Below are 22,553 nucleotides of genomic sequence, written 5' to 3' on the forward strand. Positions count from 1 at the left end.
TCCGGGAGCCGCTTCGGGCTCCGATCCCTTCCTGACCGGCTCGTGGAACACTTCGCCCAAGCTCACCGTTCTGTCCCCGAAGCGGCCAAGCCGCGATCCAATCATCCGGAGGATGAAGCCATGAGCAGCACCACCGACAAGATCAAGGGCGCGATCAACGAGGCGATCGGCAACGCCAAGCAGGGCATCGGCAACGCGACCGACAACGACCGCCTGAAGACCGAAGGCAAGGCGCAGGAGCTGAAGGGCACCACCCAACGCGGCGTCGGTGAAGCCAAGGACACGGTCAAGAGCGCCGTCGGCGGCAAGCTCTGAGACATTTGCGCGGCCGCCTTCGGGCAGGCGCGAAGACACGATCCCGCACAATAACCTGACAGAATGCTCCGGAGGTTACCATGATCGGTTGGGCCGTTACCTTCCTCGTCATCGCACTCGTTGCCGCGCTTCTCGGCTTCGGCGGCATCGCCGGCACCGCCATGGAAGCGGCCAAGATCGTGTTCTTCGTCGCGATCGCCCTGTTCCTGATCTCCGCCGTGTTCGGCGTGATCCGCGGCCGCGCGCCGAGGCTCTGAGCCCCACAACCGGGACATTTCACGGGAGGCGGCCCTCAGGGCCGCCTCCTTGCGTTTGCGCGATCGCGATTGAGGCCGATCCGCGCCCGCGCTATCAGGCGGCATGACGCTCCAGACGTGGTGGCTCTTCCTCGGCGCGGTCTTCCTGCTCTCGGGAACGCCCGGCCCGAATATGCTTCACGTGATGACCCGTAGCGCGCGCTACGGCCTCGGGCCGAGCCTGTTCGCGATGGCTGGCTGCCTCTCAGGCCTCGTCCTCGTGCTGATCGCCGCCGCCGCCGGCCTCGGCGCGGTGCTCGCGGCCTCGCCGCTGCTCTTCGAGGTGCTGCGCTACGCGGGCGTCGCCTATCTCGCTTGGGCGGGAATTCGAGCTTGGCGCGGCGCGGGCGCAGCGCATGACCCCGCCACCGGGCTCGCCCGAGCGCCGTCGCCCGCCGGGCTGTTCCGCGGCGGGTTCCTGATCGGGGTGAGCAACCCGAAGCTCCTGATGTTCGTGGCGGCCTTCCTGCCGCAATTCATCGACCCGGCCCGTTCCCAGGCGCCACAATTCCTCGTTCTCATCCTCACCTTCGCGGCCGCGGAGGCTTTCTGGTACGGGGTCTACGGCGTCGGCGGCCGACGGATCGCCGGGTTGCTGGTCCGGCCGGGCGCGCGGCGCCTGTTCGACCGGGCCACGGGGGCGATCTTCCTCGGCTTCGGCGCGGCGCTGCTCGGCGGGCACCGGTGAGCCGCGCCCTTGACGCACGTGTGGATCAGCAAGACCCGGATAAGCCGGGCGCGGGGAACGGTCGGGACCCGGGCGCCGACATCGCCGCGCGCCTGCACGCCTTCCGCAGCCTCGGCGGCAATTGCGAGTTCGGCTTCGTGCAGCGCTACGGCGGCGCCGAGCCCTCGGGTCTGCTGCGCTTCTCCTACACGCCGCTGCCGGACCTGATCCACGCGTTGGATACCGACTTCGCGGAGTTGGGCGCGCCGGGCGACCTGCACCTCGCCGAGGCGGCGAGCGGCACCTATTACTGCGCGAGCCGCCGCTACGGCATCTGGTCCAACACCGCGCGGACGGTCGGCGATGTCGATCCGGCCGCGCTCCTGGAACGGGAATACGGCCGCGTCGCCCACCTGAAACGGCGGATGCTCGACGAACTCGGCGCGGGCTCGAAGATCCTCGTCCGCAAGGTCGGGCCGGAGGATTCCGAGGCCGATCTCGGGCAGCTCCTCCGGGCGATCCGGCGCCACGGCCCCTCGACGCTGCTGCGCGTCGCGGCGGCCGGACCCGACTGGGCGCCCGGGCCGGTGCGCCGGGTCGGCGACGGCGTTTTTCAGGGCAGCGTCCGCCGCTTCGCCCCCCAGGAAGAGGCCTGGGACGTCGATCTCGAACCCTGGCTCCTCCTCAGCGACAGCGCCGAACGGCTCTGGCGCGGGCTGTCACCGGAACCGATGCGCCCCCCGGCCCGGCCCGTCCGGGCCTTCTCGGGCACGCGCGCCCACGCCGCGCGGGGCGATGGCATCTCCTCGTTCCGGCAGGATTGCGACGCCCGCGCCCTGCCACGCGGACCGATCCACACCTTCTCGGCCTGGATCTGGCTGCCGGAGCGCTTCGCGGGCGAGGCGGTCTTCGCGGCCATCGATTACGAACGGCTCGCCTGCGCCGGGGCAGACCTCGCGCTGCGCGGCGCGTGGCAGCGGATCTGGGTCTCGGCGCGGATCCCGGAGGGGCGCGAGCGGATCCGGATCGGCCTCGTCGCCCGCGCTCCCCGCGGCCAGCGCTTCTGGTCGACGGGCTGGCGCCTCGACGAGGGACCGCTGCCGCCCCAGGAACCTGCGCCCGCCGTCCGGCCCCGCGCCGGCCTCGGATTCTGGCTGGCGCGGCTGCGGGGCTAGCCCACGGCCGAATCTGACGTCTCGCGCACCGGGGCGGCCTCTGTTATGGGCTTGGCCCATGAGCGACAATTCATCCGAGAGCGGCCGCGACGGGCGGGCCGACGACCCGTCCGCGCAGGCCTGGACGCCCGCGACCGACGCCAACACCGAGAAGCCCGACAGCGAGCGGCGGCCCAAGGCCCGCGACGCGCGGGCCGAGCGCGCGGGCGGCGATGCCCCGCTGCGCCGTCGCGCGCCGGAGCACCCCGCCAAGCCCACCGCGCCGAGCGAGGCCCCCGAGGAGAGCGCCTACGAGGGCGAGCGCATCGCCAAGGCGATCGCGCGCGCCGGCATCGCCTCGCGCCGGGACGCGGAGGCGATGATCGCGGCCGGCCGGGTCAGCCTCAACGGGCAGGTGCTCGATTCACCGGCCGTCAACGTGACGGAATCCGACCGCATCCTGATCGACGGCGAGCCCATGCCGGAGCGCGAGCGGACCCGGCTCTGGATCTTCCACAAGCCGCGCGGCCTCGTCACTACGGCGCGCGACCCCGAGGGGCGCCAGACCGTGTTCGAGGCGCTGCCGGAGGACATGCCCCGCGTCGTGGCGGTGGGCCGGCTCGACATCAACACCGAGGGCCTGCTGCTGCTGACCAACGACGGCGGCCTCGCCAAGGTCATCGCCCATCCCGACACAGGCTGGCTGCGCCGCTACCGCGTGCGCGCCCACGGCGACACCGACCAGGCGCAGCTCGACCGGCTGCGCAAGGGCGTAACCATCGATGGGATGGAGTACGGCCCCGTCGAGGCCACCCTCGACCGGGTCCAGGGCGACAACCTCTGGATCACGATGGGCCTGCGCGAGGGCAAGAACCGCGAGGTCAAGCGCATCCTCGAACATCTCGGCCTGCAGGTGAACCGGCTGATCCGGCTCTCCTTCGGCCCGTTCCAGCTCGGCGACCTCGAGATGGGGCTGACCGAGGAGGTGCGCACCAAGGTGCTGAAGGAGCAGCTCGGCAAGACGCTCGCCGAGCAGGCCGGCGTCGATTTCGAGAGCCCGGTGCGCGAGCCGATCGCGCCCTTCGGCTCGCCGAAGCAGAAGGAGGCGGCGCGCCAGGACGCGGGTCGCCAAGAAGCCGGCCGCCAGGAGGCCCGGACCGAGCGCGCGGACCGGGGAGAGCGGGGCGAGCGGTCCTACCGCGACGGCGGCGAGCGCGGAGAGCGCCCGGCCCGGCCGGCGCGCCCGGCGGCCGCACCGGAGCGGGTGCCGACCGGCGGCATGGGCCCCGGCCCGCGCCGCTCGGTCTGGCGCGCCGATGAGGGCGAGACGCAGCGCCCCGGCCGTCCGCCGCGCCGCGGCGCCGATCCGAAGATCGAGCGGGCCGCCGCCGCCGAGCGCGGGCGCGAGCGGGTCGGCGCGATCAAGAGCGGCGAGCGGCGCGTGCTGGTCGAGCGCCTGGGTCCCAGCCCGCAGCCGGAGCCCGCGGCCGAGCCGCCGAAGCGGCGTCCCCGCTACGCCAAGTCGGACGAGGCGGGCGCGCCCCGGGCGGACGCGCGGCCGCGCTACCGGTCCGGTGACGAGGCGCGCGGCGAGCGGGCTGCCCGGGCCGATCGCGCACCGCGCCCGGACCGGGCGGCGCGGACGGATCGTCCGGCGCGCGCCGAGCGCGCCCCCCGCGGCGAGGGTGCCGAGCGCGCCCCGCGCCGCGCGGGCGGGTCGGAAGGCGGCGGGCGCTCCGGCGATCGCGGCTTCGGCGAGCGCGGCTACGGCGAGGCCCGCGGGACCGGGCCGCGGGATGCCGGGGCTCGCCCGGGCGGCAAATTCGGTGACCGGAAGCCCGGCGGCTCGTTCGGCGGCGGCAAGCCCGGCGGTGCGAAGTTCGGCGGCAGACCCGGGGCTGCGAAGTCCGGTGGATCCGAGGGCGGCGGCTACAAGGCCGGGCCCAAGCCCGGCGGCCGTCCCGGCGGCTTCGGCGGACGCGGCGAAGGTGCGCCCACCCGCGGCGGGAGGCCCGGGGGTAAGCCCGGCGGCTTCAAGTCCGGTGGCTTCAAGCCCGGCGGCGGTGGTCCCGGCGGCCGCTCGGGCGGCGGCGGCCGGCCGCCCCGCGGGGCCCGGTGAGGATCGTCGGCGGGGCTTGGCGCGGCCGACGCCTCGCCACGCCCCGCACCGACGCGATCCGGCCCACCTCGGACCGGCTGCGCGAGGCGCTGTTCAACGTGCTGGCGCACGCCTACGACGATCCCGTCCCCGGCGCGCGGGTGCTCGACCTCTTCGCGGGGACCGGAGCGCTCAGCTTCGAGGCCCTGTCGCGGGGGGCCGCCTACGCGCTCCTCGTCGACGAGGGTACCGAGGCGCGCGGCGTCATCCGCCACAACATCGAGGCCTTCGGCGCCGAGGGCACGACGCGGCTGTTCCGGCGCGACGCCACGAAGCTCGGGCCGATGGGTCCCGGCGCGCCCTACGGTCTCGTCTTCTGCGATCCGCCCTACGGCCGCGACCTCGCCCCGGCGGCCCTGGCAAGCGCCGCCGCGGGCGGCTGGCTTGCCCCGGGCGCGCTGGCCGTCGTGGAGGAATCCGGCTCCGCCAGCGTCGCGCTGCCCGACGGCTTCGAGGAACTGGAGCGGCGCGCCTACGGCGAGACGGCCGTGGTTCTCGCACGCTTCAGGGCGGAGTAGGCCGTCGGCCTCCCCACGGGCGCGCGGCGGAGATCAGCCCGTCAGGAAATCCCGCATCGCCCGCAGCGTCGCCTCCGGGTTCTCCTCCGCCAGGAAGTGGCCGCCCGCGATCTCCGTGCCGACCGCGTTCGGCGCAAGGGTGCGCCGCCACGCCTCCAGGGCGGTCTCCGGCTTGCCCTTGTTGAGGTACTCACGGCTCGACAGGACCAGCACCGGCATGGCGAGCGTCCGGCCGGCCGCGATGTCGGCCTCGTCGGCGGCGCGGTCCGGCCCGGCGCCCGCCCGGTAATCCTCGCACATGGCGTGGATGCGGTCCGGCACGTTCCAGGCCTGCCGGTAGAGGTCGAGCGCGCGCGGATCGAAGACCGCGAGGTCGTGCGCCCCCGCCCACTCCGTCAGCAGGCCCTCGAAATAGGCGTCGGGCCCGGCCGCGATCTGCTGCTCCGGGCCGGGGGCGGGCTCCGCCAGGAACGGCCAGTGCGGGTTCATGCCGGGGCGAGCGGTGATGCGCTCCCACTGCACTGCGGTCGGCACGATGTCGACGAGCACGAGCCGCGAGACACGGCCAGGCTCGTCCAGCGCGAGGCGGTAAGCGACCCGTGCGCCGCGGTCATGGCCGGCGAGCGCGAAATGGACGTGGCCGATCCGCTCCATCAGGGCGACGATCTCGCGGCCGAGCGTGCGCTTGGCGTAGGCTTCGTGCGCGGGATCGCCCGCGGGCGCGGCGGACCAGCCATAGCCCTTGAGGTCGAGGCAGATCACCCGGTGGTCGCGGGCAAGGTCGGGGGCGATCCGGTGCCACATCGCGTGGCACTCCGGGAAGCCGTGGAGCAGCAGGAGCGGTGGCGCCGCCTCGGGGCCGCCGGCCCGCGCGAAAGCCTTGCCCCAGGGCGCGTCGAGCCAGAGCGCCTCGAAGCCCGGAAACAGATCGGCGCCGTCCATGTGGTCGTGATCTCCCGCGTCGCGACCTCGTCAACGCGCCTGGGCGCGGCGGGCTCCGCGCCGACTCAGCCGATCTGAGTGAGCAGGGTGAACACCCCGAAGGCCAGCACCGAGACCACGGCGACGGCGAGCAGGATCAGCGCCGCGCGCGATTCCTTCAGTTCCGGCGACATACCCGCCTCCGCGCTTCCCCGCGCCCGGGATCTGAACACCCGGCGCCCCCTGCCCAGCCTACGCGGCCTCTACGATCCGGTACAACCGGCGCGTCGATCGCGCGATGTGCCCCACCGCACAGATTGCAGGAGTCGACAAGCCTAGCTTGGCGGCAATCGGGCATGGCGCATTTCGCCTCGCCGTTTGAAACAGGATCGCGGTCATGTCATCGCATCGTCGCGCTGTCGCTCTCGCCCTCGCTGGCCTCCTCGCCTTCCCGGCGCTCGCCGCCGCCCGCGAGGCGCATCACGCCAAGCCCGCCGCGAAGCCGCAGAGCCGGGCGGCTATCGCCGCCTCGGAGGGCTTCACGGCCCGGATGAGCCGACTGGACGCCCTGATGGGTGGTCCGCGGACGCTGGCGCCCCGCGCGCGCTCGGCCAGCGCCGCCGTGAACTGACGGTTCAGGCCATCTCCGCCAGGAAGGCGTCGTAGCGGGCGCGGACCTCGTCCAGGCGCTCGAAATGCGGGAAGGCACCGGTCGGCAGCGCCGCGACGCGCCAGTTCGGCCGCGCGGCGAAGCGCGGGGCGTCGCGGTAATCGACGAAGTCCCCCCGCTCCCCGTGCAGCATCAGCACCGGCAGCCACAGCGCCTCGTAGAGCCGAGTCGTGTCGGTCGGGAACAGGTAGCCCGATACGAAGCAGAACGGCGCGTGCTCGGCCCCCGGCTGATGCGTCGTGGCGTGGTCGTATTCGAGCAGCCCCTCGTCGATCTCGGGCGACCCCCAGGTCTTCTCCAGGAAGAAGCGCAGGCTCGGCCGGCTGGTGAGCGCGTCGAACAGCGCCCGGCCGTGCGGCGGCGCGTCGAGGAGCGCCCGCGTCGTCGGGCGGCGGCGGTCGCCGCCGAATGCGCCGCGGCCGGAGAGACGCGCGTCGAAGCCCGCCGGGCTGATCAGCGCGAGGCTGCGGTAATCCTGCGCCCGCTCCAGAGCCGCGCGGGCAAGGTAGGCGCAGGAGAGCGAGAGCCCGAGCGCGTCGATCCGGACACCGCCGTGCCGGCGCCGGATCTCGCTGGCCACTGCGTGGATCGCCTCGACCATCAGGCCCGGCGTATAGGGTCGCCGGGACCGCTCCGAGAAGCCGAAACCCGGCAGGTCGAGGGCGTAGACCGGCCGCTCGCGCCGGTAATGCCCGTAGAGCGGGCGCACCTCGTAGGCGCTCGCCGCCGCGTTGACCGAGTGGACGAGGAGCAGCGGCACTCCGTCCGCCGCGTCGTCGCCGTAGAACGAGACGCGGCCGGCGCGGGCGGTATCGAGGTCCTCGCGCCGCGCGGGCAGGGCGGGGTGGAGAGGCACCCGGTGCGGCACGGCGAGGCGGCTCCAGGCGAGCCAGGCCGCTGCCCCGCCGAGGGCCGCGATGCCGAGGCCCTTCGCGGCGCCGCGCGCCAGGACCGGTCCGATGCTGTGAGGTCGCCGTGCCATGCCGTCCCGTTCCGCCGCCCTCGTCTCGGGCGACAACGCCGTGGGCGCGGCCGCGTTGCGGCGGCTCAGGCCGCCTCGATCTCCGCGCTGAGATTCAGCCACTCCTCCTCGGCCGCGGCGAGCGCGTCGGCCGCCTCGGCGCGCATCCGGGCGATCTCGCCGGCCTTGGCGGCGTTCTCGCGGAAGGCGGTACCGTCCTCCAGGGCCGCGTCGATCTTGGCGATGGCGGCCGTGAGCTTGGCCATGCGCGCCTCGACGCCTTCCAGGCGCTTGCGGAGCGGCGCGAGCGCGGCGCGGCGCTCGACGCCCGCGCGCCTGGCCTCGGCCTGCTTGCCGCCGCTGCCGTCCGCGTCGCGCTCCTCCCGCTCGGGGCCGGCGAGCACAAGGCGGCGGTAATCGTCCATGTCGCCGTCGAAGGTCTTTACCGTGCCGTCCGAGACCAGCCAGAGCCGGTCGGCGCAGGCCTCGACCAGGAAGCGGTCGTGGCTCACCAGGATGACGGCGCCCTCGTAGTCGTTGATCGCCTCGACGAGCGCCTGACGGCTCTCGATGTCGAGGTGGTTGGTGGGCTCGTCGAGGATGAGGAGGTGCGGCCCCCGGAAGGCCGCGAGCCCCATCAGCAGGCGCGCCTTCTCGCCGCCCGAGAGCTGCTGCACCGGCGTATCGGCCTTGGCCGCGCCGAAGCCGAGGCGGGCGGCGGCCGAGCGCACCTTCGCCTCGGGCTCGCCCGGCATCAGCGTGCGGACATGCGCGACCGCGCTCTCGGCGGGGCGCAGCTCGTCGAGCTGGTGCTGGGCGAAGTAGGCCACATCCATCTTGGAGGAGCGCTTCACCTGGCCGGTGAGCGGGGGCAGACGCCCGCCGATCAGCTTGCAAAAGGTCGACTTGCCGTTGCCGTTGGCGCCGAGCAACGCCACCCGGTCATCAGGCGCCAGACTCAGATTGAGCCCCGAGAGCACGATCCGGTCGGCGTAGCCGGCCTGGACCCGCTCCATCGCGACGATCGGCGGCGAGAGCGGCTTCTCCGGGCTCGGCAGGTGGATCACCGGCACGTCGTCCTCGATCAGGGCCGCGATCGGCTCCATCTTGGCGAGCCGCTTCATGCGCGACTGCGCTTGGCGCGCCTTCGTGGCCTTGGCCTTGAAGCGGTCGATGAAGCTCTGGAGATGGGCGCGCTCGACGTCCTGCTTGGCCTTGGCCTTCGCCTGGAGCACCCGCTTCTCGGCGAGCTGCCGGGCGAAGCTGGTGTAGCCGCCCCGGTAGATCGTCAGCTTGCCCCGGTCGAGGTGGAGGATGTGGTCCACGCTCTCGTCCAGGAGGTCGCGGTCGTGGCTGATGATGATCGCGGTGCGCGGGTACTTCTGCAGGTAGTCGTAGAGCCAGAGCGTGCCCTCGATGTCGAGGTAGTTGGTCGGCTCGTCGAGGAGCAGCAGGTCGGGCTCGGAGAACAGCACGGCGGCGAGCGCCACGCGCATGCGCCAGCCGCCGGAGAAGTCCGAGCAGGGCCTCCCTTGCGCCGCCGCGTCGAAGCCGAGGCCGTGCAGGATCGCGGCCGCGCGGGCCGGTGCGGAGTGGGCGCCGATATCGACGAGCCGGGTCTCGATCTCGGCCCGGCGGATCCCGTCCGCCGTCTCGGCCTCCTGCATGAGGCGGGCGCGCTCGGTGTCGGCGGCGAGCACCACCGCGTGCAGGGTCTCGGGGCCGGCGGGCGCCTCCTGGGCCACGGCGCCGATGCGCATGCCCTTGGGCATCGCAACCGCCTTGTCGTCGGTCGGCAGGTCACCGAGGATCGCCCGGAACAGGGTGGTCTTGCCGGCGCCGTTGCGCCCGACGAGGCCGACCCGCGCGCCCTCGGGGATGGTGAAGCTCGCCCCGTCCAGGATGACGCGGTCGCCGATGCGGTAGGTGAGGTCGTTGACGCGCAGCATGGCCCGCGTTCTGGCCGGGGCCGGGGGCGGTTGCAAGAGGACGCTGGGAGGGGACGCGCGCGCGGGGCTGTCACGCCGGAGTGGCGGCGCATCTTCTCGCGGGCGGGCGGGCCGGTATACGGCACGCCATGACCTTGACCATTCTCGCGGCGCTGGTGCCGATCGCGCTCCTGATCGGGCTCGGCGCCGTCCTGCGACGCCGGACCTTCCTGGCACCCGCCTTCTGGCCGCAGGCCGAACGGCTCGCCTATTACGTGCTCTTGCCGAGCCTGCTCGTGCACGGGCTCGCCACCGCCCGGCTCGACGGGGTTCCGGTGCTCGAACTCGCCGCCGTGCTGGTGCTCTCGACGGCCTGCGTCGCGCTGGTGCTGGTCGCGGCGCGCCCGCTCTTCCGGCTCGACGGCGCGGCCTTCACCTCGGTCTTCCAGGGCGGCATCCGCTTCAACAACTATGTGGGCGTCTCGGCGGCGGCGGGGCTCTACGGGGCCCAAGGGGTGGCGCTGGCCGCGGTCGCCAACGCCGCGATCGTGCCGACCGTCAACGTGCTCTGCGTGCTGATCTTCGCCCGCTACGGCACGGCCGGGCAGGCGCGTCCCGGCCTGATCCTCCGGCAGATCGCCCTCAACCCGCTGGTGCTGGGCAGCCTCGGCGGCATCCTGCTCCAGGCGGCGCACCTGCCCCTGCCGCCGGGCATCGAGCCGGCCTTGAAGGCCCTGGGTCAGGCCTCGCTGCCGCTGGGCCTGCTCTGCGTCGGGGCGGCGCTCGATTTCGGCACGGCGCGGGCCTGGATCCGGCCGGTGGCGGCGGCCTCGCTGTTCAAGTTCGGCCTGATGCCGGTGGCGACCGTGCTGGCCTGCCTCGCGCTCGGGCTGAGCGGTCCGGCGGCGGTGACGGCGCTGCTGTTCCAGACCCTGCCGACCGCCTCCTCGGCCTACATCATGGCCCGCCAGCTCGGCGGCGACGCCCCGCTGATGGCCGGCATTACCGCGACCCAGACCGTGCTGGCAGCTGCCCTGCTGCCGCTGGTGATGATCGGCCTCGGTGCCCTCGCGGGTCTGGTCTGAGCGGGGCTGCAGCTCAGACCAGTTCCCAGGCGTCCGGTTCCGCCATCAGCTTGGCCACCAGCGCGTGGTTCAGCTCGTGGCCCGTATGCGCCGCCCTGACGTGGCCGAGCAGGGGGTGACCGATCAGCGCGAGGTCGCCGACGAGGTCGAGCGCGCGGTGGCGCACGGGCTCGTCCGGCACCCGCATGCCGCCGACGACGCGGCTCCCGACGATACCCGCCGTGGTACGGAGGTTCGCGCCGCGCAGCACCGGCTTCCCGGTCAGGAAGCTGTAGAGCTTCAGCGGCACCGCCCATTTCAGGCGGCCGAAGCTGCGCGAGGGCGCGAGGGCGCGGTCGAAGGTCTCGGGATCGACGGGCCCGGTCCAGTCCATTCCCGGGAAATGCGCCAGGGCGAGATGCGCCGAGACGCGGAGGTGATCGCAGGGCTCGACGCTCAAGGAACGCTCGCCCATCCGCACCGCGACCGGACGCCGTAGCCGCAAAGACCGGCGTGGGGCGTCCTGCTCGATACGGCCCGCCCCGCGGATGCCCGCGCACCAGGGCAGGGCGCTGCCGTCGAAGATCGGCAGCTCCTCGGCGTCGATCTCGACCAGCGCGTTGTCGATGCGGTGGGCGGAGAGCGCAGCCATCAGGTGCTCGACGGTGCGCACGAGGATGCCGTCGCTCGAGCGGAGCGCCGTGCACAGCGGCTGCGACTCGCGGTAGCGCCAGAGGGCCGGCACGTCGGCCCGGCGCCCGTCCTTCAGCTGCCGCCGGAACAGGATGCCGGCTCCGGCCGCGGCCGGCGAGACCCGCACGTTCGCGCGGCGCCCGGTATGCAGTCCCGGTCCCGCGCGCTCGAAGGCGGCGCCGAGCGTCGCCTGCCGGGCGGGCCGGGCCCAAGCCTCCGGCAGGATCGGGGGGATCTCCGGCAGGATCGGGGGGATCTCCGGCAGGATCGTCGGGAAGGGGGCGGACATGACGCGGGCTCGGTCGGGGCCCACGGACGCGCGACGGCCGGCGCAACGCCGGTTCGATCGGCCGCCGCGGCCCGCCGCGCCCCCAGGGCCGGCCGCGATCGGAGATGTCTTCTCGTTAGCGCGCGGACCGGGCAGCGGAAAGAAGCCCGCGCCTCACAATGGTGTCAGCGCGGCTCATCCACCTGAATCGTGCCGGGACAGGGTCGTGAAACCCGGCCCAGCCTTGACCGCCCCGGAGGCTGCCGTCACCATTCGCGGACACGTCACGGCCACGTCGAAGCCCCGGCCCGGATCGACCGGACACGGGGCGCCTCCCTGCGAAGAACCCGCTCCCGGGTCCCGCGGCGACGGGCCCGCGCAGCGAGGGGCTGATCCGGATGGCGCGGCTGTCCACCATACCGTTCTTCAAGGAGCCGGGCATCGATCTCGCTCCGTTCGAGACCCGCTGCCACTGGCGCCGTTTCGACGAGCACGAGGTGTTGGTCGATTTCGACGACATCTCCACGGACGTCTACTTCCTGGCGGGCGGCGAGGTGCGGATCCTCAACCGCACCCAGTCGGGCAAGGAGGTGATCCTCGGCGAGATGCGCGGCGGCGCCTTCTTCGGCGAGCTCGCGGCGATCGACGGGGTCGGGCGCTCAGCCAACGTCACGGCGCTCACCCGCGGCGAGGTCTGCGTGGTGCCGGCCGCCGTGTTCCGGCAGATCGTGTTCGCCTCCGAGGCCATCGCCGATCGGCTGTTCCGCCTGCTCGCCAAGCGCGTGCGCGAGCTGAACACCCGCCTGATGGAGCACGCGCTGCTCGACCTGCGGCACCGCCTCTACGCCGAATTGCTGCGCCTCTCGGTACCGCGCGCGGGCGGGGGGGAGGAGCGGGTGGTGAGCCCGCCGCCCTACCACCACGTGCTCGCCGCCCGCATCGGCTGCCGCCGCGAGCAGGTGACGCGCGAGTTCACCGCCATGGCGAGCGAGGGGCTGGTCGATCGCACCCGCGGCGCCCTGGTGATCCGCCGGCCGGACCTTCTGGAGGCCCGCGTCGCCGAGGCCCTGCGCGAGGACGGCTGAGCGGATCGTGACCGCGACGAACGGGGCATCCGCGCCGCTTCTGCGGCTCGCGGGCGTGACGAAACGCTTCGGCGGCGCGACAGCCGTCGACGGCGTCGACCTCGCGCTCGCCGAGAACGAGGTGTTCTGCCTGCTCGGTCCCTCGGGCTGCGGCAAGAGCACTCTGCTGCGCCTCATCGCCGGCTTCGAGCAGCCCGACGCGGGCACGATCCGACTCGGCACGCAGGACCTGACCGGGCTGCCCGCGCACCGGCGCCCGATCAACATGATGTTCCAGTCCTACGCGCTGTTCCCGCACATGAGCGTGGCGCGGAACGTCGCCTACGGCCTCGCGGACCGGCCCCGGGCGGAACGGGCCGGGCGCGTGGCGGACCTGCTGCGGATGGTGCGCCTGGAGGATCTCGCCGATCGCCGGCCGGACACGCTGTCGGGCGGCCAGCGCCAGCGGGTGGCGCTCGCCCGCGCGCTCGCCCGCGAGCCCCGACTGCTGCTCCTCGACGAGCCGCTGACCGCCCTCGACCGGGCACTCCGGGAGGAGACCCAGAGCGAGCTGCGTGCCCTGCAGCGGCGCCTGCGCACGAGCTTCATCGTGGTAACGCACGATCCTGAGGAGGCGATGCGGCTCGCCGACCGGGTCGGCGTGATGGCGCAGGGGCGCATCGTGCAGGTCGGCGCGACGGCCGAGCTCTACGACCGGCCGGCGAGCCGCTACGTGGCGGGGCTTCTCGGCGACGTAAATCTGATCCCCGGCCGCCTCGGTCCGGGCGAGCCGGGCGGCCTCCGGGCGGTCGAGACCGCGTCCGGACCTCTGCGCGCCCGCGCGCCCGCTGCCGCCTTGTCCGAGGGGGACGCGGTCGTGGTGGCGGTGCGTCCGGAGCGGGTCGCGCTCGGGCCGGACGAGGCGGGGGAGGGCGCATCGGCGGGGATCCCGGCGACGGTCGCGGAGCGCGTCTTCCTCGGGGACCGCATCGCCCGCGCCCTGCGCCTCTCCGACGGCAGCGCGATTCGTGCGAGCGGCCCACCGGAGGGCGCGGACGCCTTCCCGGCCGGCACCTCCGTCCGCCTGCGCTTCGCCGCCGAGGCGGCCACGATCCTGCCGGCATGAGGACCTCGGCCGCAGACCGATGGCATGCGCGCTGGCGCGCGCGCCTCGTGCGGCTGCCGCCGCTCGTCTGGCTCTCGGCCTTCTTCCTCGTGCCCTTCCTGATCACCCTGAAGATCAGCCTCTCGGACGCCGCCACCGCGATGCCGCCCTACCTGCCGGTCCTCGACTGGCAGGGCGGCCGCGAGGGCTGGGCGAGTTTCCTCGAAGCGCTCGACTTCGAGAACTACGCGGTTTTGTGGTTCGACACGTTCTACCGCGACGCCGCGCTCAGCTCGCTGGCCTATGCGGGCGCGGCGAGCCTCGTCCTCGTGCTGCTCGGCACGCCGCTGGCCTACGCGCTGGCCCGGGCGCCCGCGCGGCTTCAGCCGCTCCTCGTCGCCCTCGTGGTGGTGCCGTTCTGGACGAGCTTCCTCGTGCGGGTCTACGCCTGGATCGCGATCCTGAAGCCGGAGGGGCTGCTCAACGCGGGTCTCCTGCGCCTCGGCCTGATCGCGCGGCCCCTGGAGATCCTGAACACGCCGACGGCCGTGCTGATCGGGCTCGTCTACGCCTATCTGCCCTTCATGGTGCTGCCCCTCTACGCGGTGATGAGCCGCCTCGACGGCAGCTTGCGCGAGGCCGCCGCCGATCTCGGGGCCGGGCCGGTGCGGGCGTTCTGGAGCGTGACGCTGCCGCTCGCCGCCCCCGGCATCGCGGCGGGGGCGCTGCTCTGCTTCATCCCGATGGTCGGCGAGTTCGTGATCCCCGATCTGCTCGGCGGCTCGGACACCTTGATGCTGGGGCGCGTGCTGTGGAGCGAGTTCTTCTCGAATCGCGACTGGCCGCTGGCCTCGGCGGTCGCCGTGCTGCTCCTGCTCATCGTGATCGGCCCGGTGCTGCTGTTCCGCGGCGCCGGCCGGGAGGCCGCCCGGTGATGCGTCCGGTGCGACACGCATGAGCCTGTTCCTGCGCGCCGTGCTCGGGCTCGGCCTCGCCTTCCTGTACGCGCCGATCCTGGTGCTGGCGGTCTACTCGTTCAACGCCTCGCGGCTCGTCACCGTCTGGGGCGGCTTCTCGACCCGCTGGTACGCGGCCTTGCTGAGCGACGGGCCGCTGTTCGCCGCCGCCTGGGTCTCCCTGCGCGTGGCCCTGCTCTCCGGCGCCGTCGCAACGGTGCTCGGGACGCTCGCCGCCCTGGCCCTCGCCCGGCACGGGCGATTTTGCTCGCGAGCCCTCCTCACCGGCCTCGTCTTCGCCCCGATGGTGATGCCCGAGGTGATCATCGGCCTGTCCCTGCTCCTGCTCTTCGTCGGCACCGGGCTCGACCGGGGCATCGGCACCCTCGTGATCGCGCACGCGACCTTCTGCACCGGCTTCGTCGCGGTCGTGGTCGGCGCGCGCCTGCGCGGCCTCGACCGAGGCCTGGAGGAAGCCGCCGCGGACCTCGGCGCAGGGCCGCTCCGGGTCTTCGCCACCGTGACCCTGCCGCTCCTCGCGCCGGCGGTGCTCGCCGGGTTCCTCCTCGCCTTCACCCTGTCGCTCGACGATCTCGTCATCGCGAGCTTCGTCTCGGGGCCCGGCGCCACGACGCTGCCGATGCGCCTCTACAGTCAGGTCCGGCTCGGCGTGAACCCGGAGATCAACGCCGCCTCGACGCTGCTCGTGCTGGGCGTGACGCTTGCGGTTCTCGCTGCCTCGCGCCTGAGCGCGCGGCGCTAAACGTCACACAGACCGGCACAACCAGATCGTGCACAACTCTCCGCTACCGCGCGGAATCACAGCACCGCGATCAAAGTTCCCAGAGCTTTGGCGCTCGTATCACCTTCCCTGCGACATATGTTCGCGCGAGGCGATAATCCGTTAAGTTGTATTCTGGTACATCATCACTTGCTCACGGCGCCGAACGAGAGTCCGGCTAGAGCCTAGAGCACGGAGTGCAAGAGGGACCCATGCATCTGATCACCCGCTTCCTGAAGGACCGCGACGGCGCGACTGCTATCGAGTACGGCATGATCGCAGCGCTCATCGCCGTGGTGATCATCGGCACGCTTCAGATCATCGGCACGCAGCTGAACGCCAAGTTCAACAGCATCTCGACCCAACTGAACTGATCGGGAGGCCTGGCACCGCCACGGGATCTCTTGCCTACAGGCGGTAGTGCGCCGAGATCCGCGACAGGTTGATGTTGTAGTACGGATCGGCCCGCAGCTCAGGCCCCCAGCGCTCCTGCATCACCGCGGTCTCCGCCTGGAAACGGGCGCGCTTCTCGGACGTGTCCTCGGGTCCCCGGCTCTTCGATTCGTGGTGGACGAGCTTAGCGAAGGGCGTCCACAGGATGCGGTAGCCGGCTGCGCTTATCCTCAGGCACAGGTCGATGTCGTTGAAGGCGACCTTCAGCGCCTCCGCATCGAAGCCGCCGACCGCGCGGAACACCTCGGCCCGCATGGCGAGGCAGGCGCCGGTCACCGCCGAGACCTCCTGCACCAGCACCATCCGGGCGAAGTAGCCGGGATCCTCGTCCGGCAGGCCGAGATGGGAGTGGCCGGCCACGCCCCCGATGCCGAGCACGACGCCGCCGTGCTGCACCGTGCCGTCCGGGTAGAGGAGCTTGGCCCCGACCGCGCCGATCTCCGGCCGCACCGCCTGCGAGACCAGCTCGGAGAGCCAGCCCGGCTCGATCACCTCGACGTCGTTGTTGAGGAAGAGCAGCACCGCGCCGCTCGCGGCCGCCGCGCCCCGGTTCGACAGGTCCGAGAAGTTGAACGGTCCGGGCGCCGGTACCACGTGCAGGCGCGCATCGTCCCGATAGGTCTCGAACAGCGCCCGGGTCTCCGGCTCGCGGCTGTCGTTGTCGACGACGATCACCTCGATATCCGGGTAGTCGGTCGCGCCGAACAGCCCGGCGAGGGTGACCCGCAGGAGCTCGGCGCGGTCGCGGGTCGGGATGATGACCGAGACGCGGGGCACGGGCTCCGGCAGAGGGCGAACCACCCGAACGAAGCCGTGCGGGCCCTGCTCGGCCCGCGCGCCCTGGCGCTCCACCACCTCGGCGACCGCCCGCAGCCGGGCGGCTTCCGTGCGGGCGAGCGCCCGGTCCGAGAAGGTGCCGGAGCCGCCCGCCGCCCGCCAATGGTAGAGCACCATCGGGATGTGGCGGATCCGGGCCGGATCGAGCTGATCGGTCAGGCGCAGCAGCAGGTCGTGGTCCTGGCTGCCCTCGAAGCCGGGACGCAGGCCGCCGAGCGCCCGGACTGCATCGGTGCGCACCACCGTCAGGTGGTTGATGTAGTTCTGCCCGTAGAGCAGCTCGCGGTCGAAATCCGCCTTGAAATGCGGCTCGAACCGGCGCCCGCGCCCCTCGATCTTGTCCTCGTCGCTGTAGACGAGCACCAGTCCGGGATCATCGCGGAGCGCGCGCGCGACCTCGTAGAGCGCCTGCTCGGGGAGCGCGTCGTCGTGGTCCATGAAGGCGCAGAAGGCGCCCTGAGCCAGCGCCAGCGCATCGTTGGTGGCGCGGGCGATGTGACCGTTCTCGGGCCTGCGCACGACCCGGATGCGCGGGTCGCGGGCGGCGAGACGGTCGATCAGGCGCACCACCGCGGGCTTCCGCGAGGCGTCGTCGCAGAGGCAGAGCTCCCAGTGCGGGTAGAGCTGCGCCTGGAGCGAGCGGATCGCCACCCGCAGCACGCGGGGCGCCGGATCGTGCACCGGCATCAGCACCGAGATCAGCGGGGCGGCCTCCCAGCCCGCGACCTCCGCGCGGATGCGGGCGCGGTCGGCGGGCGTGAGCGTGGCGCTGCGCCGGATCCAGGCACCGTAGCCGGTCTCGCGCCGGTGCCGGAGCGCCCGGTCGAGGAAGGCGCGCCCGCGCACCCGCTTGCCGAGCGCGCGCCAGAACGCGGCCCGCAGGGTGAGGGCGGGGTCGCGCAGCAGGCCGCGCGCCAGGAGTGAGGGACGCGAGCGCTGGCGCAGCGCGATCCGCTGGAGCGAGAGCGGGCGGCCCGGCACGAGACCGGTGACGCGGAGCGCGCTCACATCCTCGGGCAGCCGCCCGGTCCAGGCGAAGACGCCACCGCCGAGCGCCTCCTCGGCGAGCGGCGCGCCCGGCCGGCCGGACTCGCCCGCCAGGAAGCTCATCAGCAGGCGCGCGTTGCGGGCCGCGCCTGGATCGTCGGTGAGCGTGACGGTGACCCAGGCCCCTCCGAGCCCCGAGAGATCGAGGCTCAGCCCGTCGGGCTCCCGGCGCAGCGGCAGGCGGCGCGGGCGCCCGCGCCCGGTGAGGAGGGCGTCCGGCTCCACGCTCAGCGCGCCCAGCCCTTGGCGAGCGATGCGGTGACCGCGTCCGCCATAGCGACGTCGAAGACGAGCATCGATTCCACGGCCCGCACCGCCCGCAGGCGCTCGGCCAGCGCCAGCGTCTCGGCCGGGATCGGCGCGGGCACGGGGATCGGCGCCTCGATCCCGAGCCGGTCGAACAGGGTCGAGGCGAAGGCGTCGAAATAGTCGCGATGGCCCACGATGGCCACGCGCGCCAGGATCTCGATCGCCACGATCGAGTTGCCGGGGTTCAGCGGGTCGTCCGGCAGCCGGGTGCCGAGCTGGCGCGTCAGCGGGTTGTAGAGCAGGTAGTAGGCGGGCTCGGGCATCATGCGAAAGAACCGCTTGAGGCTCCGCAGGTCGGCGTAATCGTACTCCGTGCTGAACTGCGCGGCCTCCGCGAAGCGCCCGAGGCGCCAGGCGCGGGCGGGATCGCTCGCCACCGGCGCCTGCGCCTTCATCCAGCGCATCCGGGTCGCCATCTCGACATAAGGGTCGTGCAGCAGGATCGCCGCGACAGCGATGTCGGGGGTGAAATGGCCCTCGTAGCGCGGCACCGTGACGGCGCCGGCGAGCAGCGCCGAGGCGACGTAGCGACAGCCGAAGATGCTGGTGAGGATCTCGTCGGAGAGCCGCTCCAGGCCGAAATGGGCCTGCTGGAAATGCGGGAAGAGGGCTGCCTGAAGCACGCTCTCGGGCTGGATGCTGGTGTTGATCAGCATGACCCGCTCGGACACCAGCCCGGCCGGCGGGGCGCGACGGTAGACCAGCACGTTGGTGTCGGCGTCGTAGAGTTCGAGCCGCGGCAGGGCGGCGATGTCGGGCACCTCGGCCTCGGTCAGCTCGAAGGTGCACTGACCGGTGGAGTGCCAGCCGTTCTGCTTGAACACGATGTCGACATGGGCCGACTCGACCTCGGCGACGCGGCGCCCGTCGACCGCCACGGCGACCCGGCTGATCGCGAGCGGGTTGTCGGGCACGATCCAACCGCGGATCCGCTCGCCGTTGTCGTAGTCGATGAAGAAACGCATATCCCGTCGCTGCGGTCCGGGCGGGTCCCCCCGCCGCCGACCACCGGGTCGGCGAGGGCGCCATAGCGCATTTTCGCAAGCGGTGCAGCGTTGCACGCGGCGGGCACGACCCACGATCCGCCCGGCAAAAACCCGCTTGCGCGCCGCCGGGGCAGCCGCTATAGCCCCGTCTCACCGGAGCCGAGCGGCTCCGGACCGGGCGCGTAGCTCAGCGGGAGAGCACTACCTTGACATGGTAGGGGTCACAGGTTCGATCCCTGTCGCGCCCACCATCAAATCAAGCACTTAGCTGATTTGATGGTAGTTACCTCTGGTTCGCAAAACCAGAGGCACCCAATCAGGACCAGCAGAAGCCCTCTCAGGCGGTCCTTTTCACCTCCGTCAGATCGAAGTCATCCAGCTCCAGCGCCGCCGCGCTCTTGAGCAGATGGTGCGGGCTGAACCGCGCGTAGATGCGCCGCGTAACGTTGACGTTGCTGTGGCCGAGGAAGCTCGCGATCTCCTCCATCGGCACGCCTTCCTCGGCCTGGCGCACCGCCGCGCTGTGACGGAGCATGTGCGGGTGGACGTGCGGGAGGCCCGCGTTCTCAGCCGCCTTGGCGAGACCCCGCTTCACCGAGCCGACCTTCTGGCCACCCCACTCGACCACGTAGTCCGAGCGCGCGCCCTGCTTCGCCTCAAGCAGGCGCATCCGGAGCGTGCGGTTCATCGGAACCACGGCGCGGCCCTTGTGCGGGACCCGGATGTCGGGGTTCTCCAGATCGATCTTGCCCCGCGCGAAATCGATGCGATCCCAGGTTAGATCGAGGATCGCGCCGGCCCGGCCGGCGGTGGCGTAGGCGAGGTACACGAAGAGCTGCAGGTGCGGCATTGAGCAGGCCTTGAGCAGGGCCCGGACCTGATCGCGCGTCAGGTGCTCGGTCTTCGACTTCGGCGCGGACGGCCGCTCAATGTGGGGCGAGACCCGGATCAGCCGGCGCTTGTGCGCCCAGTTCAGCACGGTCCGGACCCGGTTCAGCTCGGTCAAGATCGTACCGTCCTTCCGGCCGATCGCGCGGCGCGCAGCCGCGTAGGCGTTGCAGTCGTCGATCGTGATGTCCTCGGCGTTCATCCGGCCGAAGTGCGGGCCGAGCGCCTTCCACTGATGCTCCATGATCGCCACGGAGGGCTTGCCGGCCTTCTCAAGCCGGTAAGCCTGCCAGAGTTCGCCGACTGAGGAGCCCTTCGGCTTCACGGCCTCGGCATAGATCGTTGGCGCTCGGCGACGAGCCTCAGCTTCGTTGTCCGTGCCGAGCCGGAAGCGCCGGCGCTTGCCGTCCTGGCGGAAGATGAGGACGCATTCGCCTCGGGGGAACTCGTCGGTGCGGAGCCGGCCGATGGTGTAGGCGTCGTCGTCTGTCTTGCGCATTCTGCTTGCTCTACGGCGGATCGTGGAATTCTCAGGAGCTTGCCGCCGAGTCGGAAGTGGCCGAGCTCGCCCCGGTGGATCATGTTGCGAACGTGTTTTTCGGAGCAGCCCCACTCGATCGCGACGTCGGCGGGGGTGAGGATGTCGGGCCTCATGGCGGTCCTTCTGGCGAGCAGCAGCCAGGCCGCGCGAACGCCCTCGGACGGGGCATTTACCGGCCGAAAAGGTGAGAATGTCACCATTGGAGGTATTTGCCTTCCCAAAGGGTTGGAGTCAACCGTCAATGGTGATAAATGCCCCTTATGACGCCGCTTCATTGCCGAATGGCCCGGGCCGCTCTCGGGTGGAGCACACAGGATCTCGCGAGAGAGGCGGCCGTCGGCGTGAACACGGTGAACCGGTTCGAGGCCGGGCAGGACGCGCGGATGTCGAGCGTCACCAAGATGCAGAGTGCGCTCGAAGCTGGCGGCGTGATCCTGATCGAGGAGAACGGGGAGGGGCCTGGTGTGCGCCTCCGGAAAGCACGAGAGGAGCCATGACCATGATCATCGCCGTCCCGAGCCACGTCATTGATACCGCCGTCAGCGCAGTCTTGAGCGCCACCCCGCGCCGGCGCCGCCTGACGCTGGCTGGCCAGTCCGCGGCCTTCATCGCGAATCTGTCGGAACAGGGATTTCCGGATCAGGTCGCGCGTGGCTACGGGATCTCGTTCGAGCGCGCGGTGCTCGCCCGGGTCGAGGCTGCCGGTGGAGGCCTGCAATGACCGATCCCCGCCTGCCCTTGTTCGCGGCGGCCGGCGTCGAGGTCGCGGAGCGGCCGCGCCCGCCGACTAAGCCCCGGCGCGCGCCGCAACCGCCTCCTCCGAGCCCGGCCGATCGCGCCGCGGCGGCGCGCGCCTGTGGGGCGCGCCGGACGCGCTCGGATGGCGAAGTCCGCCGCCGCATCGGCGAGGTGCATTCGCAGCCCGCCCCGCAAGTCGTGGGATTTCCCCTAAGCCGGAATGCTGAGTTGCTGCAAAATACGCTCGAGCAACTGCCTCACCTATATTCTCCAGAGTGGGACAAACTGCGATCGAAGGCCTACAGAAACACCGCGCACAAGCTGATAAGGCGTGGTATTCCCAACGATGAAGCATGGCGCTGTGCCAACGAGCTGGTCCACGCCGCCTTCCATATCCGGAAGGTCGAAGCCTACAAGGAGATGGGTATCAGATGAGAAGGCCCCTCAAGGGGGGCAGCGTAGCGCTAGACAAAGAAAGGCCCCCGCAGCAGCAACTACGAGGGCCCCAGAAACAAGTCCAGTACACTGCAAAAACACATAGCGCGCCGCTCGCCCGAAACCAAGAGCGTCCTGCCCGAAAGAGGCAGCCTCCGAGTGTTCTTCTGCCGGCACGCCTCAGGCGTCAGCAGATCACGCAGTTGCTCCTTGATCGCCACGGGGGTCCGTGCCGAACTGACGATGCTGAGGCATGGTTCGACGAAATCGCTATCCACATCGTCCTTTCCTGTCAGCCGCATACCGCTGAGGTCGTCGCCCGAGAATGGTGCTCGCGGTACATCCCCGACATGCCGCAAAACTGGATTGTTGCGACGCTCGAGCAGGTCCGGCAGATTCCGCCCTCCTACACGAGTCTGGCCATCGGTCGCCGCCTCAACCTGACCGCGGTAGAGAAGGCTCGCCTCGGCCTCACGCATATCGCGGCCACCGATCTGACTCCGGAACAGGTGTTGGACGCACATCGTGAGCGGGACCGCCTCAGAAAGGAGGCTCGACGGCGAGCAGAAGGCCGCCAATCACAAGCCCGATCCGCCTCTCGACTGAAGCCGTGGATCGAAGCTGGTTTCAACACGCGCCGGACCTGGGAGCGGCATGGAAAGCCAACGCCAGGCCCCCATTCGAACGCCTGTCGCAACTTCGTCCTCGGTACCTATGGTGGTAATGTCGAGGACCAAATTGCGACACCCTTAGCCTGATACCAGCGTCGCTACGCAGCTGATCCGGCGCGCCTCGGGCGC

Annotated in this window: 24 protein-coding genes, 1 tRNA gene and 1 pseudogene; 18 read left to right on the forward strand and 8 right to left on the reverse strand. The window is 71.9% G+C overall.

The window, feature by feature from the left end; translation table 11 throughout:
- Nucleotides 1-120 precede the first annotated feature (120 nt).
- The 6 genes from DK427_RS12825 (at nucleotide 121) to rsmD (ending at nucleotide 5,108) form a co-directional block, all read left to right on the forward strand.
- Nucleotides 121-315, forward strand: a complete 195-nt coding sequence (locus DK427_RS12825; RefSeq protein ID WP_109951602.1) for a CsbD family protein — start codon at nucleotides 121-123, stop codon at nucleotides 313-315.
- 80 nt (nucleotides 316-395) lie between these two features.
- Nucleotides 396-572: a DUF1328 domain-containing protein gene (locus DK427_RS12830; protein WP_109951603.1), complete on the forward strand. Its 177-nt coding sequence runs from the start codon at nucleotides 396-398 to the stop codon at nucleotides 570-572.
- A gap of 103 nt (nucleotides 573-675) precedes the next feature.
- A complete protein-coding gene (locus tag DK427_RS12835; protein WP_109951604.1) occupies nucleotides 676-1,299 on the forward strand; it encodes a LysE family translocator in 624 nt (207 codons plus the stop codon).
- Between the two features lie 20 nt (nucleotides 1,300-1,319).
- A complete protein-coding gene (locus DK427_RS12840) occupies nucleotides 1,320-2,453 on the forward strand; it encodes a hypothetical protein (protein ID WP_109951605.1) in 1,134 nt (377 codons plus the stop codon).
- 58 nt (nucleotides 2,454-2,511) lie between these two features.
- On the forward strand, nucleotides 2,512-4,551 hold the full coding sequence (locus DK427_RS12845) for a pseudouridine synthase (RefSeq protein WP_109951606.1): 2,040 nt from the start codon (nucleotides 2,512-2,514) through the stop codon (nucleotides 4,549-4,551).
- Nucleotides 4,548-5,108 carry a 16S rRNA (guanine(966)-N(2))-methyltransferase RsmD gene (rsmD, locus tag DK427_RS12850; RefSeq protein WP_109951607.1) on the forward strand — a complete coding sequence of 187 codons (561 nt, stop codon included), beginning with the start codon at nucleotides 4,548-4,550 and terminating at the stop codon, nucleotides 5,106-5,108. The genes DK427_RS12845 and rsmD overlap by 4 nt, the downstream gene beginning before the upstream one ends.
- A gap of 33 nt (nucleotides 5,109-5,141) precedes the next feature.
- Here the strand turns inward: rsmD and DK427_RS12855 are convergent, their stop codons facing one another.
- A complete protein-coding gene (locus DK427_RS12855; protein ID WP_109951608.1) occupies nucleotides 5,142-6,050 on the reverse strand; it encodes an alpha/beta fold hydrolase in 909 nt (302 codons plus the stop codon).
- A 376-nt stretch (nucleotides 6,051-6,426) separates the two neighbouring features.
- Between DK427_RS12855 and DK427_RS12860 the strand changes: the two genes are divergently transcribed.
- Entirely contained in the window at nucleotides 6,427-6,660 is a 234-nt protein-coding gene (locus DK427_RS12860) for a hypothetical protein (RefSeq protein ID WP_109951609.1), read from the forward strand.
- 4 nt (nucleotides 6,661-6,664) lie between these two features.
- Here DK427_RS12860 and DK427_RS12865 read toward each other — a convergent pair whose 3' ends face one another.
- Nucleotides 6,665-7,681, reverse strand: a complete 1,017-nt coding sequence (locus DK427_RS12865) for an alpha/beta fold hydrolase (RefSeq protein ID WP_109951610.1) — start codon at nucleotides 7,679-7,681, stop codon at nucleotides 6,665-6,667.
- 65 nt (nucleotides 7,682-7,746) lie between these two features.
- On the reverse strand, nucleotides 7,747-9,609 hold the full coding sequence (locus DK427_RS12870; RefSeq protein WP_109951611.1) for an ABC-F family ATP-binding cassette domain-containing protein: 1,863 nt from the start codon (nucleotides 9,607-9,609) through the stop codon (nucleotides 7,747-7,749).
- 128 nt (nucleotides 9,610-9,737) lie between these two features.
- Between DK427_RS12870 and DK427_RS12875 the strand changes: the two genes are divergently transcribed.
- Nucleotides 9,738-10,673 (forward strand): AEC family transporter, encoded by a 936-nt coding sequence (locus tag DK427_RS12875; RefSeq protein WP_109951612.1) that lies wholly within the window; start codon nucleotides 9,738-9,740, stop codon nucleotides 10,671-10,673.
- A gap of 13 nt (nucleotides 10,674-10,686) precedes the next feature.
- On the opposite strand, the gene DK427_RS12880 is transcribed toward DK427_RS12875, so the two are convergent.
- On the reverse strand, nucleotides 10,687-11,634 hold the full coding sequence (locus DK427_RS12880; RefSeq protein ID WP_109951613.1) for a UDP-3-O-acyl-N-acetylglucosamine deacetylase: 948 nt from the start codon (nucleotides 11,632-11,634) through the stop codon (nucleotides 10,687-10,689).
- Between the two features lie 377 nt (nucleotides 11,635-12,011).
- On the opposite strand from DK427_RS12880, the gene DK427_RS12885 reads away from it, so the two are divergent.
- The 5 genes from DK427_RS12885 (at nucleotide 12,012) to DK427_RS12905 (ending at nucleotide 15,893) form a co-directional block, all read left to right on the forward strand.
- Nucleotides 12,012-12,698 (forward strand): Crp/Fnr family transcriptional regulator, encoded by a 687-nt coding sequence (locus DK427_RS12885; protein WP_109951614.1) that lies wholly within the window; start codon nucleotides 12,012-12,014, stop codon nucleotides 12,696-12,698.
- A 7-nt stretch (nucleotides 12,699-12,705) separates the two neighbouring features.
- A complete protein-coding gene (locus tag DK427_RS12890; protein ID WP_109951615.1) occupies nucleotides 12,706-13,803 on the forward strand; it encodes an ABC transporter ATP-binding protein in 1,098 nt (365 codons plus the stop codon).
- Nucleotides 13,800-14,717, forward strand: coding sequence for an ABC transporter permease (locus tag DK427_RS12895; protein ID WP_109951616.1), 918 nt, complete (start codon nucleotides 13,800-13,802; stop codon nucleotides 14,715-14,717). Before DK427_RS12890 ends, DK427_RS12895 begins: the two co-directional genes overlap by 4 nt.
- Before the next feature lie 19 nt (nucleotides 14,718-14,736).
- Nucleotides 14,737-15,501, forward strand: coding sequence for an ABC transporter permease (locus DK427_RS12900; protein ID WP_109951617.1), 765 nt, complete (start codon nucleotides 14,737-14,739; stop codon nucleotides 15,499-15,501).
- Nucleotides 15,502-15,731: 230 nt separating this feature from the next.
- Nucleotides 15,732-15,893: a Flp family type IVb pilin gene (locus DK427_RS12905; protein WP_109951618.1), complete on the forward strand. Its 162-nt coding sequence runs from the start codon at nucleotides 15,732-15,734 to the stop codon at nucleotides 15,891-15,893.
- A 34-nt stretch (nucleotides 15,894-15,927) separates the two neighbouring features.
- Here the strand turns inward: DK427_RS12905 and DK427_RS12910 are convergent, their stop codons facing one another.
- Together DK427_RS12910 and DK427_RS12915 are read right to left on the reverse strand one after the other, a co-directional pair.
- Entirely contained in the window at nucleotides 15,928-18,081 is a 2,154-nt protein-coding gene (locus DK427_RS12910) for a glycosyltransferase family 2 protein (protein ID WP_204165165.1), read from the reverse strand.
- 2 nt (nucleotides 18,082-18,083) lie between these two features.
- Complete coding sequence (locus DK427_RS12915; RefSeq protein WP_109951619.1) at nucleotides 18,084-19,130, reverse strand: hypothetical protein; 1,047 nt, start codon at nucleotides 19,128-19,130, stop codon at nucleotides 18,084-18,086.
- A gap of 197 nt (nucleotides 19,131-19,327) precedes the next feature.
- Here DK427_RS12915 and DK427_RS12920 point away from each other — a divergent pair.
- A tRNA-Val gene (locus DK427_RS12920) sits at nucleotides 19,328-19,402 on the forward strand.
- Between the two features lie 86 nt (nucleotides 19,403-19,488).
- On the opposite strand, the gene DK427_RS12925 is transcribed toward DK427_RS12920, so the two are convergent.
- On the reverse strand, nucleotides 19,489-20,538 hold the full coding sequence (locus tag DK427_RS12925) for a tyrosine-type recombinase/integrase (RefSeq protein WP_109951620.1): 1,050 nt from the start codon (nucleotides 20,536-20,538) through the stop codon (nucleotides 19,489-19,491).
- Nucleotides 20,539-20,555: 17 nt separating this feature from the next.
- A pseudogene (locus DK427_RS27545) lies at nucleotides 20,556-20,855 on the reverse strand (helix-turn-helix domain-containing protein); the annotation flags it as partial.
- A gap of 66 nt (nucleotides 20,856-20,921) precedes the next feature.
- Between DK427_RS27545 and DK427_RS12935 the strand changes: the two are divergent.
- From DK427_RS12935 to DK427_RS26305, 4 genes are all read left to right on the forward strand, one after another.
- Nucleotides 20,922-21,077: a hypothetical protein gene (locus DK427_RS12935; protein WP_245930553.1), complete on the forward strand. Its 156-nt coding sequence runs from the start codon at nucleotides 20,922-20,924 to the stop codon at nucleotides 21,075-21,077.
- Nucleotides 21,074-21,301, forward strand: coding sequence for a hypothetical protein (locus tag DK427_RS12940; RefSeq protein ID WP_109951623.1), 228 nt, complete (start codon nucleotides 21,074-21,076; stop codon nucleotides 21,299-21,301). Before DK427_RS12935 ends, DK427_RS12940 begins: the two co-directional genes overlap by 4 nt.
- Nucleotides 21,298-21,753, forward strand: coding sequence for a hypothetical protein (locus DK427_RS26300; RefSeq protein WP_162559783.1), 456 nt, complete (start codon nucleotides 21,298-21,300; stop codon nucleotides 21,751-21,753). Before DK427_RS12940 ends, DK427_RS26300 begins: the two co-directional genes overlap by 4 nt.
- 203 nt (nucleotides 21,754-21,956) lie before the next feature.
- Nucleotides 21,957-22,511 carry a hypothetical protein gene (locus tag DK427_RS26305; RefSeq protein ID WP_162559784.1) on the forward strand — a complete coding sequence of 185 codons (555 nt, stop codon included), beginning with the start codon at nucleotides 21,957-21,959 and terminating at the stop codon, nucleotides 22,509-22,511.
- The last annotated feature ends 42 nt before the right edge of the window (nucleotides 22,512-22,553 follow it).

The sequence above is a fragment of the Methylobacterium radiodurans genome (assembly GCF_003173735.1).
In the GTDB taxonomy this organism is placed as follows: Bacteria; Pseudomonadota; Alphaproteobacteria; order Rhizobiales; family Beijerinckiaceae; genus Methylobacterium; species Methylobacterium radiodurans.